The sequence below is a fragment of the Ketobacter alkanivorans genome (genome assembly GCF_002863865.1).
Taxonomy (GTDB): Bacteria; Pseudomonadota; Gammaproteobacteria; order Pseudomonadales; family Ketobacteraceae; genus Ketobacter; species Ketobacter alkanivorans.
In genome coordinates, this window is record NZ_CP022684.1 from 4,418,390 (window position 1) to 4,431,081 (window position 12,692).

Sequence of the window (12,692 nt, forward strand, 5' to 3'; positions counted from 1 at the left end):
GAGTAGTTATGAAATACCAAGGATGCGTAATAAGTTTTCTGTTGGCTTTAATGCTATATGGTTGCGGCGGAGGGGGCGGTGGTGGAAGTGATACTGCCCCGGCCAACGTCGATACACCCAATCCCGAAACACCGGAAGAACTCCAAACAGGCATGTTCACCGATGCCCCAGTCACAGGTTTACGTTATACCCAGGGCAGGCGTGAAGGCTACACAGAAAGCGGCCGCTTTACCTACGATGCCAGAAGTAGCGATCCAGTGTGCTTTTTTGTGGGTGAGGTGCGATTGGGATGTGTTGCAGGGGGTGCTGTTGTTACCCCATACCATCTCTCGTCGCCAGGGCAGCCTGCAGGGTTGCAGTCAGGCTACAACATCTCTCGTCTGCTGATCAGTCTGGATGAATCTACGGGCCCGGAGATAACACTGCCGCAAGCAAGCCGAAGTGCTCGAGGCTATGTCGATTTCTCATTGTCGGATGGGTTGTTCGCAACCGATCCAGTAGTCAATGATTTGATCGAACGCCATGCCCCTGAGGGCAGTCTGTCATCCCGTGAGGATGTTGATGTTCATATTGCTGATAACGCCGACGTACAGCAGTCTATACAAGCATTGACTCAAGCATTGGATTCTGAAATCTCCAGTATTTCCATTCGCTGGAATTCCACTTTGTCGGAGGCCGGTGTGCTGGCCCACATTGAAGCCCGATCCGGCGGCGAGCCACAACAGACCGAGCACCTGTATTTGGAGGTGTCTCAAAGTAACACTCAGCTGTATCTGTCTAACCTTACCTACATTGACCCGAACGGTGAATACACTCAGGTACGAGTAGGGCGCAACGGTCAGCCAACCAGAATAGCCGATAGTGATCAGGTTCAGGCCTACCTCAATTTGATAAATACCCCCGTAGGGAGTTGGTTTGCTACGTCCAGTTATCAGCCAGAAAGATCAGGCAATTTGATTGGAAATTCTGGCCTACAGAGCAGAGTAGAGACGCGTTACGTGACACAGCAGATGGCAAATGAAGTTGTAGAGATGGCAAGTGAGCTTGGCCGTCAGGAACTGTCACCCTCCAATTTTCTGCGAATGGCCAGCTATGCAGCAGCACTTGTTCAATCGATAGAATGCGCTGGCTCGGTGGATGATACCTGTGGCTCCAAGCTGCAGGAGGCATTGTTGATGGCGCAAGTCAATACAGGCTACGAATCGCGCATCCTGAATTGGGTTTCGGACGACCTGTCCCCAGATCTGTGTTTGCCATTGCAAGGCGTGCCAGCGAGTGAGAATTGTGGCTTTGCTCCAAACCTACAAGAGTTCAACGTGGTGATGTCCAATCGAATATCCGAGTTTTCGGGGGTTAGGATACCTGCGTGGGCAGATTCTGATATGATACTTTTTAGAACTGCTCCTTTCATTTTGCACGACTGGGTGGGTGATGTACAAGTAGCTTTCGGTTTCAGTTGCAACGTCAGCAGATCTTATTATCAGTTTGCTGATGGTGGCTACTATGGTCAGGTCAAAGGTGAGAATGTTGTGTGCACAGAGGAGCGTTTAGAGGTGTTGAATTACAATATCTATGCCTGCGGTATTGAGTCCATTGTTTGTAATGATCCTAGTTCTGATTTTAGTTTTGGTCTTGATATGCCATCAGATTGGCCTGGTTTTTCAGCTAAAAGGAATCTGGCTTTCAGGGTGGCGGAGCGCATGCTTTCCTCCGGTTATGGCGCAGAGATGAGTTACCTTGGGACTCGTGATTTCAGGGGTTCTCGACGACGATTCTACGGTGATCCTAGACTGCCGGAGAGTTGGAATCAGTTCAGCTCGTATTCTGCCTGGTTCGAGTCTTTACCCTTTGATCGTTCTGCCGAGGATTTTTTTGCGTCAGGTGTTTTTATCTATAATGATTTTGTGGAACCACCACCATTTTCTATTGGCGTTTCCATAGTCGAAGATACCAATGAACTGTATAACGTACTGGATCATGGTTTCATGAACTTCATGGATCGGGATGGAACGGAGATAATGCTACGGATTATGTTTTGGTAATGCGGTGAAAGCGACGGCCACAATTATGCCGATGAACAATGCCCCAGAAACCGCCATCAACAACGTTATACCATAGATGCTGTGCTGCTTGCATGGTGCGAATAACAGGAGTAGTTATGAAATACCAAGGATGCGTAATAAGTTTTCTGTTGACTTTAATGCTATATGGTTGCGGCGGAGGGGGCGGTGGTGGAAGTGATACTGCCCCGGCCAACGTCGATACACCCAATCCCGAAACACCGGAAGAACTCCAAACAGGCATGTTCACCGATGCCCCAGTCACAGGTTTACGTTATACCCAGGGCAGGCGTGAAGGCTACACAGAAAGCGGCCGCTTTACCTACGATGCCAGAAGTAGCGATCCAGTGTGCTTTTTTGTGGGTGAGGTACGATTGGGGTGTGTTGCCGGTAGTGCGGTGGTTACCCCTTACCATCTTTCGTCGCCAGGCCAGCCTGCTGGGTTGCAGTCCGGGTATAATATATCCCGCTTGCTGATCAGTCTGGATGAATCGATAGGCCCGGAAATAACGCTGCCACAAGCAAGCCGAAACGCACGGGGTTATGTGGATTTTTACCTGTCCGATGGATTGTTCGCAACCGATAGCGTTGTTAACGATCTTATTGAGCGTTACGCCCCTGAGGGTAGCCTGTCAACTCGTCAGGATGTCGATGCTCACATCGCCGACAATGCGGATGTACAACAGTCCATACAGGCACTGACTCAAACATTGGAATCTGAAATAGCAGATATCTCCATTCGCTGGAATTCTACCTTGGCTGAGGCCGGTGTGCTGGCTCATATTGAAGCGCGATCTGGCGGCCAGCCACAGCAGACAGAACACCTGTATATGGAAGTGTCACAATATAACACCCAGCTGTATCTCTCCAATCTGACTTACATCGATTCAAACGGTGATTACACCCAGGTACGAGTAGGACGTAATGGCCAGCCGACCAGAGTGGCTGATCGTGATCAGGTTCAGGCCTATCTCAATATGCTGAACACCACTCTAGAGAGCTGGGTAGCAACGTCTAGTTACCTGCCAGAGAAATCAGGCTATTTAATCGGGGGTGCAGGTTTACAAAGCAGGGTAGAGACACGTTACCTATCGGATGATATGGCCGGTGAAATTGTAGAGATTGTTGGCGCTATGGGTAGCCAGGGATTGTCAAGCACAAACCTGCTTAGAATCGCCAGTTATGCAGCAGCTATAGTTCAGTCAGTGGAATGTGCTGGATCATCAGGCCCTGGCTGCGGCTCCAAATTACAGGATGTTCTGTTACTGGCTCAAGCGGACTCAGGTTACGAATCACGAGTTGTCAGCTGGATACCCGAAGCCATGTCTTCAGATTTGTGTTTGCCGCTAGCGGGCGTTTCCGTAAGTGATAGCTGTGGAGTGGCACCAAATCTGCGGGATTTTAATGTGGTGATGTCTAATCGGTTAGATGATTATTCTGGCGTTTTTGTGCCGTATTGGACTGAGTTAGCTGATGATGCGAACGATTTTCTTGCCATATCGATGGTTGATCGGATTGGAGAAGTTACAGTGGTATATGGACTTTCCTGTCGAATAAATCCTACATCTTACCGCTTTAATGATGATGTCTACTACTTTGGCTTTCCAGCATCTGATGCAACTTGTGAAGAGTTAACTGGTGACGATGCAGCCTACCTATTTCAATGTGGAACAGAGCAGAGTGTTGAGCTATCAGATTGCAATGATTTTGGAGTTGACCTTCCCGGAGACTGGCCAGGTTTTAGTAGGAAGAGGTCGTTGGCTTTTACTGTAGCAACAAAACTAATTCGATCCGGTTATGGAGGTTTCGCACATTATTTCGACACCAACAATGAATTTGAACGAAGATACCTTGATGAGCTAAGTATACGAATGATTAACGAAAGCATCCCAAATGAAAGTGTCTTCACAGAGTTGGGAATTAATGTGGATGAATCTGAATTTTATTCGAGTGGTACAGTTCCATACATTTTAGGTTTTGCTAATCCTGCACCGTTAACCTCGGTAGCGACCATTAGTAATGAGGGTTATTTCAATGGTTTTTTGAGCTTTCTAAAATACAGGAATAATGATAATACAGAGGTTTCGCTTTATATTGCTGCTAGGATGGAATACTGATGTTGCCGATTTTGTTTGGTTGGGTTCCATTTTGAGTGTTTAAGGTTTGAACGTGTTGATTGGGTGGCCCCTATCCCCCAATCAACACCGTAGGAGCCCCCATAACCACCACCCCACCATGAGCCGTACTATCCCCCATGCGGGCGGCTGGCTTGTTTCCAATCAAAACCGATGAGCTTCCCTTTGCAATTTTGTCCGGTGGCCCTATGCACACGGCCATGTCGCCGAGTCGGGCGGCTGGCATACCTTGTACTAATACAGTCGGCTGACCCATCACCACTGGGCCACCTACGTGGGGTACTGGCCCAGGGTTGACCTTGGGGCAAACGTGAAAATCTCCGATTCGTGCTGATGGCGGCATACTGGCTCCTTTTTTAGCAGTCTATATAAGCAGACAGAGCATGGGCAAATAATCGCTGCCCTTTTCGCTGATATTTGTCAGGTTTTATCCTGCAGGCAGTGGCGTATAATGGAACAACACTAACAGAGGTGCATTATGCCAAAACAGACGCTCAAAAAATCGGTATCGGAACTGAAGGCTCATTTGGAAGACAACAGCGAGGTGGTTGGGGGCGACAAGGAGGCTCTGACCGATTTGGCTGTGAGGCTTGAGGTGATGATCAACGGTACCTCCGAGCACTGGGAAGAAGGCTTGGTTGATGAGCTGGAGAAGCAGGTGATTCAATACGAAGAGGCTCATCCGGTGATTGCTCGCGTTATTTCCCAGATCATTACCACTCTGAACGGCATGGGGTTGTAGTCGCTGGCACAGCCTTTGCTCTCCTTCTTCGTATAGTGAACGAAGGAGGGCGTACATGCGCACCGACAACCTGCCAACTAACATCTCTCAGTCCAGCTCCCTGACCGCCAAGGCTCAGGGTATTAGCCTTTCAAATCAACTGCTTGGCTCCAGCGATAACGCAGACTCTTTTGATCGGGTACTCAATTCCCAGGTGGATGCCCGCGAGTCGAGATCGTCTGCCACACAGAGTACGTCTGCTCAAGAGGCGCGGCAAGAGGCAAGCCCACGGTCTGAAAGCGGCAAGCGCTTGCCGGATGACAGAGCTGACCGTCTGCAGGATAAACAGCAGGCAGATAGGCGGCGACAAGCTGACGCTTCGGAAGCTCGCCAGGCAGAAAACAGTCGTGATGGTAAAGAGCGGGCGGCAGAGGCCCGTAATGAGCAAGGCCGTCAAGCGTCTGACAGGCAGGAGGACGCACGCCAGAATGATCAAAGGGCTTCCAGGGAGCGAGTTGTTGCTCAAGGCGAAGCAGGGCGCGCTTCAGAGAATCAGACCCACCGAGAGAGGGCTGAGCCGCTAACAGCGGATGCTCCGATCTCTGAGGTAACGGCTGACGAGGGCGGGATTCCTAAGGATGCGGAGACGTCAGCGCAACAGTTGGCCTTCGCGCTACAGCAAGATGGTGAGCAGGCTGATAACCTGGATGATTTTCTCACAACGCAGGCAGCCTCTACGCTCAATAAAGAGGCAGGGCTAAAAGATCAGTCATCTGACATCGTTATATCACCTGAATTGCTGGCCAATGTCAGTACTATGGAAGAAAGCATTATTGATGCGCCACCCTCAGAGGCAGAGTTGGCATTGTTGGCTGATCTCAGCGATGAGGAGCGTTTGGCTTTAGAGGAAGCCTCCGTTACGCCGGTTCAGATTGAAGGCGAGGGGTTTGCGGATCTGGAAGCAGATGTTGATCCTGAAGCTATCGCATCTGTGATGAACGATGGGTTTGCCAAAGCCTCGACAGCGACTCAGGACGAGGCAAGCCGGGCGGACATGGCATTGTTTGGCACTAAGAAAGAGAGCCCTAAGCCGGTGATCACCCCATCGATGAGCCCGAGCGCCATGGCAGATGCTGAAGAGGGTGGTCCGGCGGGGGCTGCAACTAAGCCCGGTAATGCCGAATCCGTGTCCGGTGAAGAGCTTGCTGGCTTTGAAGCAAAGACCGAAAAAAAGTCAGATCTTGGTGTGCTGGCAGATAAAATGCAGTCCATCAAACCCATGGCGGGTGAAGGAATAGTAGCTTCACCGGTGCAGGAGCGCTTGGCCGCGCTAGCCAAAGCATTGGATAAGGCGATGGACAAAGCGGCATCATCGTCAACAGCCGGTCAGGGGGCTGCTAAGCCTGCGGAGGCTCAGGACGGTGCCAAGGCTACGCCTTTTCAGCGCAGCCTAGAGCAAATGAGCAGAGCCCCGACGAATATAGCCAAGCCGTTTGGAACCAATATCCAGGCTCCATTACAAAGTCGAGAATGGGCCGGTGAGGTGGGGCAGCGATTGATGATGATGGTCAGTTCCAGGCTGAACAGTGCTCAGATCCAGCTGAATCCTAGGGAGATGGGCCCAATTGATGTGAAAGTGTCGGTTCAGCATGATCAGGCCAGCGTTGTGTTTACCAGTCATGCTGCACCTACGCGTGAAGCTTTGGAGCAAGCGTTGCCCCGGTTGCGTGAGATGATGGAGCAGAATGGCGTGGCGTTGGGTGATGTGGATGTGCGCGATCATGATGCTCATGAGTCTGATCAGCGTCGTGGGCAAGATCATCGACAGGGTGGATCGGCTGATGCGGAGGTGGCCGCAGTGGATGAGAGTTCCAGCGACCGTATAATTCAGCAAGCAGTGGGGTTGGTGGATTATTACGCCTGAAGCTTAGGCCAGCCTTTTTTGAGTTACACCTTTTAATTCCTTTCCTCTGGCGTGTGGTAATTATTTGATTGCCGCACGCTGCATTCATTTTTTTCAGACATTTCCAATACTTGGCGAGATTTTGACAGGCGTGTCCGGAAATCTTGTCTAAACTTCTCTGTGCAGGCCGTTTTTTTGACGTTTATCGTTTCGGGAAAGCTGTAATGTCGATAACGTGTTGAAAATTATAGATTAATTGTATTGGTACGAGCCTTGCTAACAATTAAATGCAACGTAATCCAGAAGGTGTTTTATGGCGGACGATGACAACACGAGCAGTGAAGAACAGGAAAAACCCAAATCAAAAATGTTGATCATCATTATTGCCGTGTTGGTGGTGCTGTTGATCGGCGGTGGCGTAGCGGCCTTTTTGATGATGTCCGGCGGGGATGAGCCAGCCTCTGAAGAGCCAGCAGAACCTGTTCAGCAACCTGCAATTTACTACGATTTCAAGCCTCCTTTCGTTGTGAATTATCAGTGGAAGGGGCGTCAACGATATGTACAGATGAGCATGTCAATCATGACTCGTAATGCCGCAGCGATTGACACGATTAACACGCACATGCCGCTGGTGCGAAACAATCTGGTGATGGTGTTGGGCTCGCAGGATTTTGAAATGCTGCGCACGCCAGAAGGCAAAGAGGCCTTGCGCCAAAGTGTGTTGGAAGAAATTCAAAAGATTTTAACAGAAGAAATGGGTGAACCCGCTGTCGAGCAGGTTCTCTTCACCAACTTTGTGATGCAATAGCGATGGCCGTACAGGATCTATTATCACAGGACGAAATCGATGCGCTCTTACACGGCGTAGACGATGGAGACATTGAAACCGGCGGAGATGAGCCAGGGGATGGGATACAGTCCTATGATCTGAGTACTCAGGATCGGATCGTGCGTGGGCGGATGCCCACGCTGGAGATGATCAATGAGCGCTTCGCCCGCTATACCCGAATCAGCATGTTCAATCTACTGCGCCGCACGGCAGACGTATCCGTTGGCGGCGTTCAAGTAATCAAGTTTGGCGAGTATGTGCATAGCCTGTATGTGCCGACCTCACTCAATATGATTCGGATCAAACCACTCAAAGGCACAGCCCTTTTTATTCTGGATGCGAAACTGGTATTCAAACTGGTTGATAACTTTTTTGGCGGAGATGGCCGTCACGCAAAGATTGAAGGGCGGGAATTTACGCCCACAGAAAACAGAGTGGTGCAGATGGTGCTGGAGCAGGCTTTTATTGATATGCAGGAAGCCTGGAAAGCGGTTCTGCCCGTTAAGTTCGAGTTTCTGAGTTCGGAAGTAAACCCGTCCTTAGCCAATATTGTAAGCCCCAGCGAAGTGGTGGTGGTGAATTCTTTTCACGTTGAATTGGATGGTGGTGGTGGTGAGCTGCACCTGACTCTACCCTATTCAATGATCGAGCCTTTAAGGGAAGTGCTCGATGCGGGCGTACAGAGTGATATTGGTGATCAGGATGAGCGCTGGATGAAATCCCTGCGCGAGGAAATCATGGGAGCGCGGGTGCAATTAAAAGGCAAATTGTGTCAGAAAAAAATGCGTCTTACGGAGCTGGCCAAATTAAAGAAAGGGGACATTATCCCCATAGAAATGCCTGATAGTGTGTTAATGCTGGCCAATGGTATTCCGGCTTTTCGTGGCAAGTTGGGTGAAGCTAACGGAAATTTGGCGCTGCAAGTGATGAGTAAGGTTGAACGGCCCGAATCGGATAGTGGTAAGGAATCACGTTTAACCTGGATGAAAGAGCAAGCTGGTGGCGAAAACGAAGAGAAGGCCAAGGCCTAACTGTGAAGGGTGTGAGTTATGACAGACGAAGATAAACCCGTTGATGACGAGGCGCTGGCAGACGAGTGGGCTGCTGCATTGGCTGAGCAGGACAGCCCTGAAGAAGAGGAAGTTCAGGCGGCTCCCCTTGAGAAGCTGAGCGATAGATCTATGCCGATGTCAGCTGAAAACAGTCCTAATATGGATGTCATTCTTGATATTCCGGTGACGCTCTCCATGGAGGTGGGCAGTACCAATATCAATATTCGGAATCTATTGCAGTTGAACCAGGGCTCGGTAATCGAGTTGGATCGATTGGCGGGAGAACCCCTGGATGTGCTGGTTAATGGAACGTTGATTGCCCACGGCGAGGTAGTAGTAGTAAATGAAAAGTTCGGCATTCGATTAACGGATGTTATCAGTCCTACAGAACGGATCAAAAAACTGGGATAACTTCCATGAAGCAATTTGTCGCAATGCTGGTGAGCTTGTTTATCGTTTTACCCATTCATGCCCAAGATGCAGTTTCGGAACTGGCTGATGGAGAGATTCAGCAGCAGGTGGATACCGTTTCAACAGCAGAAGATGCGAACCAACAGGTTCAGAGCAAGCCAGTGTTTCGCCTGAAAGACGAGATTGAGAGCGCTAATAACACCAAGAGTGGCGGCGACTTGGGTGAAATGGTGCTGGGGCTAATGGCTGTACTTGCTATTATCTTTGCCCTTGCCTGGCTGAGCAAACGTTTTAACTTGAATATGCCCGGCAGCAGTTCGAATATGAAATTGCTAAGCGCAATGAGCGTTGGACAAAAAGAAAAGATCATGCTGGTGGAAGTGGAAGGGGAGACCATGCTGCTTGGTGTTACGCCGCATCAGATTAACCTTCTGAAGGCATTCGATACCGGCAGCGTCACACCGGAATCGGAACAGGATAATGGGCGTAAAGGTGAATTCGCTACCCGCATGCAGGCTTTGTTGAAGGCTGAGGTGTCACCAAATGGCTAAGCGATTTTTGCCACATATAGCTATGCTGGCTGCCGCCTTGTTGTTTGTGCAACCAGTTTGGGCGGCTGATCCATTTTCGATGCCTGCGTTAAGTGTTACCAACAGCGATGATGGTGGCCAAAGTTACTCAGTGACGTTGCAGGTGGTCATCTTGATGACCATGCTGTCTTTCATTCCTGCCATCATTATGATGATGACTGCATTTACCCGAATCATAGTGGTGTTTGGCATTCTGCGTCAGGCTATTGGTTTACAGCAGACACCTTCCAACCAGATCCTGATTGGGTTGGCGCTATTTTTGACCGTGTTTGTAATGGCGCCGGTTTTCAAGGAAATACACAAGACAGCCATTGAACCTTACATGAATGAGAAAATGGGAGCGTTGGAAGCTGCTGAGGTTGCCAGTGTGCCGCTGCGCAAATTTATGTTGGCGCAGACGCGGGAAACCGATTTGAATCTGTTTGTTGAATTGGCAGGTGATGACCAGAAGTTTTCCTCTTTGGACCAGGTTCCGTTGACGGTTGTTATTCCTGCTTTTGTAACAAGTGAATTGAAAACGGCGTTCCAGATAGGTTTTCTGTTGTTTATTCCTTTTCTTATTATCGATCTTGTCGTAGCCAGTGTGTTGATGGCAATGGGGATGATGATGCTGTCACCCATGATTGTGTCATTACCTTTTAAAATAATGTTGTTCGTGTTTATTGATGGCTGGGCCATGGTGGTGGGTACAGTTGCCGCCAGTTTTGGCTTGTAGCTTTTCTGCCCGGCTCGCACAGAGCAACCAGATACAGCGAGGGATGGATTATGTCACCGGAAGTAGTATCAGATCTGATGCGTGAGGGGTTGTTTATCGCCATGATTCTGGTGTCGGTGATTATCATTCCCAGCCTGTGTGTGGGTTTGGTGGTGTCGGTTTTTCAGGCGGCCACGCAAATTAACGAGCAAACCTTAAGTTTTCTGCCACGGCTGCTGATTACACTCGCTACGCTGGTGGTGCTGGGGCCCTGGTTGGGGGGCTTGGTGCATGACTTTGCCGTTAAACTGATTATAGATATGCCCACGATGTTGGGCTGATCATGTTTGAGATCTCAATCGACCTATTATACCAATGGATCGGCCAGTATTTTTGGCCGTTTTGTCGTATTGCTGCCTTTTTTACTGCCATGCCGGTGCTCAGTACCCAGCTTGTACCCACCAGGATTCGCCTTGGCCTGGCTGTGGCAGTCACCATTGTGGTTGCTCCTGTGCTAGACCCGGTGCCACTGATCGAGCTGCTGTCGATGGAATCATTTCTCATTATTCTTCAGCAAGTATTGATCGGTGTGGCAATGGGGTTTGTTTTACAGCTGTTGTTTCAGGTGTTTGTTGTGGGTGGGCAGATTGTAGCCATGCAGAATGGTTTGGGGTTTGCAACGTTGGTGGATCCGGTTAATGGTGTCAACGTGGCATCCATAGGCCAGCTCTATCTAATGACGGTCAATCTACTGTTTTTTGCGTTCAATGGTCACTTGGCTGTGATGTATTTGATTGGCAGTAGTTTCGAACATCTGCCAGTGGGTAATGTGGGGTTGCCTGTCGACAATTATCTTGAATTGGCTCGGCTTGCCAGTTGGATGTTTACAGGGGCGATTTTAGTGGCGCTGCCTTCTATTATCGCTCTTTTAGTCGTAAACGTTTCGTTTGGTGTAATCAGCCGGGTTGCACCACAAATGAATATTATTGCCGTGGGCTTTCCTTTTACTATGGTATTAGGTTTGGTAATCATATGGATCACATTATCCAATGTCCTGCCTCAATATGAGCGATTGAGTGCGGATGCCTTCGACTATCTCAGCGAAATGGTGAGGTAGCATGGCTGAGAGCGAAGACGGGCAGGAACGCTCAGAAGAACCCACCCAGAAAAAAATACTGGATGCCCGCAAGAAGGGGCAGATTCCTCGTTCCCGCGAGCTGGGGGGGGTGGCTGTAATGATTTTTGGTGCCGCGGGCCTGATGATGTCTGGTGGGTTATTGTTTGACGCGGCCGAGCAAGTGTTTGAGATGAATTACAGTTTGCCGCGAGATGAGTTGCTTAATCAGGACGTGATGGTGCGCTCGTTGATTAGCTCCGCCAAGACAGCTTTTACCGCATTAACTCCTTTCTATATTGCTGTGCTTATTGCCGCATTGATGATTCCACCTATGGTGGGTGGAATGAATTTCTCTGCTGAATCTATAAGACCAAAATTAAGTAAGCTGAACCCGCTTTCAGGCTTGAAAAAGATGTTTTCTGCGCAATCGCTTATGGAGGTGGTAAAGGCGATTGCGAAGTTTGGCTTGGTGTCTGCGGTGGCACTGATGATTCTGGATTACAACAGCACTCGTTTTATGGCGCTCGGTTTTATGCCTGCGCATGAGGCGATGGCGGAAGGTATTTCCATCGTAGCGTGGGCGTTGTTTATTCTATCTTGCACTTTGCTGGTGGTGGCGGCCATCGATGTACCCTTTCAGATATATCAGCATAATAAACAATTAAAAATGACCAAGCAGGAGGTAAAGGATGAATACAAAGACACGGAAGGAAAACCAGAAGTAAAAGGCAAAATTCGATCCAAGCAACGTGAAATGGCTCAAAGCCGTATGATGTCAGCGGTGCCTGACGCTGATGTGGTGATTACCAACCCGACCCACTTTGCCGTAGCTTTAAAATATGATCCGAAAAAAATGTTGGCACCGATACTGGTGGCAAAGGGTGCAGATCACATTGCACTGCAGATCAAAAAGGTGGCACTGGCAAACGATGTCATGATATTAAATTCACCCCCGTTGGCCCGATCCATTTACTACCATACGGAGCTGGAAAGGGAGATTCCACAAGGGCTGTTTCTGGCGGTTGCTCAAGTGTTGGCCTATGTGTACCAGTTGCAGCAATTTCAGGAAGGCAAAGGCCCCAACCCTGGCGTGGTGCCAGATTTCCCCGTTCCAGACGACCTCAAGAAAGACGAATAACCCGCTGTTTCAATAATTTATCCATTTAGGCATGATCTTTGC

Annotated in this window: 11 protein-coding genes and 2 pseudogenes; 12 read left to right on the top strand and 1 reads right to left on the bottom strand. The window is 49.4% G+C overall.

The genetic code is table 11. The features are described from left to right. The first annotated feature begins 8 nt into the window (after nucleotides 1–8). On the top strand, nucleotides 9–2,042 hold the full coding sequence (locus Kalk_RS18905; protein WP_101895738.1) for a hypothetical protein: 2,034 nt from the start codon (nucleotides 9–11) through the stop codon (nucleotides 2,040–2,042). A 116-nt stretch (nucleotides 2,043–2,158) separates the two neighbouring features. Next, a complete protein-coding gene (locus tag Kalk_RS18910) occupies nucleotides 2,159–4,177 on the top strand; it encodes a hypothetical protein (protein WP_101895739.1) in 2,019 nt (672 codons plus the stop codon). 70 nt (nucleotides 4,178–4,247) lie between these two features. On the opposite strand, the gene Kalk_RS18915 is transcribed toward Kalk_RS18910, so the two are convergent. Beyond that, the gene (locus Kalk_RS18915; protein ID WP_101895740.1) at nucleotides 4,248–4,538 is read right to left on the bottom strand and encodes a PAAR domain-containing protein; all 291 of its coding nucleotides are present in this window, start codon (nucleotides 4,536–4,538) and stop codon (nucleotides 4,248–4,250) included. Between the two features lie 135 nt (nucleotides 4,539–4,673). On the opposite strand from Kalk_RS18915, the gene Kalk_RS18920 reads away from it, so the two are divergent. The 10 genes and pseudogenes from Kalk_RS18920 to flhB all read left to right on the top strand — a co-directional run bounded on the left by Kalk_RS18920 (nucleotide 4,674) and on the right by flhB (nucleotide 12,650). Beyond that, a complete protein-coding gene (locus Kalk_RS18920; protein ID WP_101895741.1) occupies nucleotides 4,674–4,937 on the top strand; it encodes a DUF4404 family protein in 264 nt (87 codons plus the stop codon). Between the two features lie 55 nt (nucleotides 4,938–4,992). Further along, a complete protein-coding gene (locus Kalk_RS18925) occupies nucleotides 4,993–6,840 on the top strand; it encodes a flagellar hook-length control protein FliK (protein WP_101895742.1) in 1,848 nt (615 codons plus the stop codon). 292 nt (nucleotides 6,841–7,132) lie between these two features. Then, the gene (locus Kalk_RS18930) at nucleotides 7,133–7,627 is read left to right on the top strand and encodes a flagellar basal body-associated protein FliL (protein WP_101895743.1); all 495 of its coding nucleotides are present in this window, start codon (nucleotides 7,133–7,135) and stop codon (nucleotides 7,625–7,627) included. 2 nt (nucleotides 7,628–7,629) lie between these two features. Then, nucleotides 7,630–8,592: pseudogene (fliM, locus tag Kalk_RS18935) on the top strand (flagellar motor switch protein FliM); the annotation flags it as partial. A gap of 261 nt (nucleotides 8,593–8,853) precedes the next feature. Then, a pseudogene (gene fliN, locus Kalk_RS21825) lies at nucleotides 8,854–9,111 on the top strand (flagellar motor switch protein FliN); the annotation flags it as partial. Between the two features lie 5 nt (nucleotides 9,112–9,116). Then, nucleotides 9,117–9,662: a flagellar biosynthetic protein FliO gene (fliO, locus tag Kalk_RS21395; protein ID WP_199767963.1), complete on the top strand. Its 546-nt coding sequence runs from the start codon at nucleotides 9,117–9,119 to the stop codon at nucleotides 9,660–9,662. Continuing rightward, nucleotides 9,655–10,416: a flagellar type III secretion system pore protein FliP gene (gene fliP, locus Kalk_RS18950; protein WP_101895746.1), complete on the top strand. Its 762-nt coding sequence runs from the start codon at nucleotides 9,655–9,657 to the stop codon at nucleotides 10,414–10,416. Before fliO ends, fliP begins: the two co-directional genes overlap by 8 nt. Before the next feature lie 50 nt (nucleotides 10,417–10,466). Then, a complete protein-coding gene (locus tag Kalk_RS18955) occupies nucleotides 10,467–10,736 on the top strand; it encodes a flagellar biosynthetic protein FliQ (protein ID WP_101895747.1) in 270 nt (89 codons plus the stop codon). A gap of 2 nt (nucleotides 10,737–10,738) precedes the next feature. Beyond that, on the top strand, nucleotides 10,739–11,512 hold the full coding sequence (gene fliR, locus Kalk_RS18960) for a flagellar biosynthetic protein FliR (protein WP_199767964.1): 774 nt from the start codon (nucleotides 10,739–10,741) through the stop codon (nucleotides 11,510–11,512). A gap of 1 nt (nucleotide 11,513) precedes the next feature. Next, nucleotides 11,514–12,650, top strand: coding sequence for a flagellar biosynthesis protein FlhB (gene flhB / locus Kalk_RS18965; protein ID WP_101895749.1), 1,137 nt, complete (start codon nucleotides 11,514–11,516; stop codon nucleotides 12,648–12,650). The last annotated feature ends 42 nt before the right edge of the window (nucleotides 12,651–12,692 follow it).

Coding starts and splice junctions, on each gene's coding strand:
- fliO (WP_199767963.1), top strand. CDS start 9,117: ATGAAGCAATTTGTCGCAATGCTGGTGAGCTTGTTTATCGTTTTACCC.
- flhB (WP_101895749.1), top strand. CDS start 11,514: ATGGCTGAGAGCGAAGACGGGCAGGAACGCTCAGAAGAACCCACCCAG.
- Kalk_RS18920 (WP_101895741.1), top strand. CDS start 4,674: ATGCCAAAACAGACGCTCAAAAAATCGGTATCGGAACTGAAGGCTCAT.
- Kalk_RS18925 (WP_101895742.1), top strand. CDS start 4,993: ATGCGCACCGACAACCTGCCAACTAACATCTCTCAGTCCAGCTCCCTG.
- Kalk_RS18915 (WP_101895740.1), bottom strand. CDS start 4,538: ATGCCGCCATCAGCACGAATCGGAGATTTTCACGTTTGCCCCAAGGTC.
- Kalk_RS18905 (WP_101895738.1), top strand. CDS start 9: ATGAAATACCAAGGATGCGTAATAAGTTTTCTGTTGGCTTTAATGCTA.
- Kalk_RS18910 (WP_101895739.1), top strand. CDS start 2,159: ATGAAATACCAAGGATGCGTAATAAGTTTTCTGTTGACTTTAATGCTA.
- fliP (WP_101895746.1), top strand. CDS start 9,655: ATGGCTAAGCGATTTTTGCCACATATAGCTATGCTGGCTGCCGCCTTG.
- Kalk_RS18930 (WP_101895743.1), top strand. CDS start 7,133: ATGGCGGACGATGACAACACGAGCAGTGAAGAACAGGAAAAACCCAAA.
- Kalk_RS18955 (WP_101895747.1), top strand. CDS start 10,467: ATGTCACCGGAAGTAGTATCAGATCTGATGCGTGAGGGGTTGTTTATC.
- fliR (WP_199767964.1), top strand. CDS start 10,739: ATGTTTGAGATCTCAATCGACCTATTATACCAATGGATCGGCCAGTAT.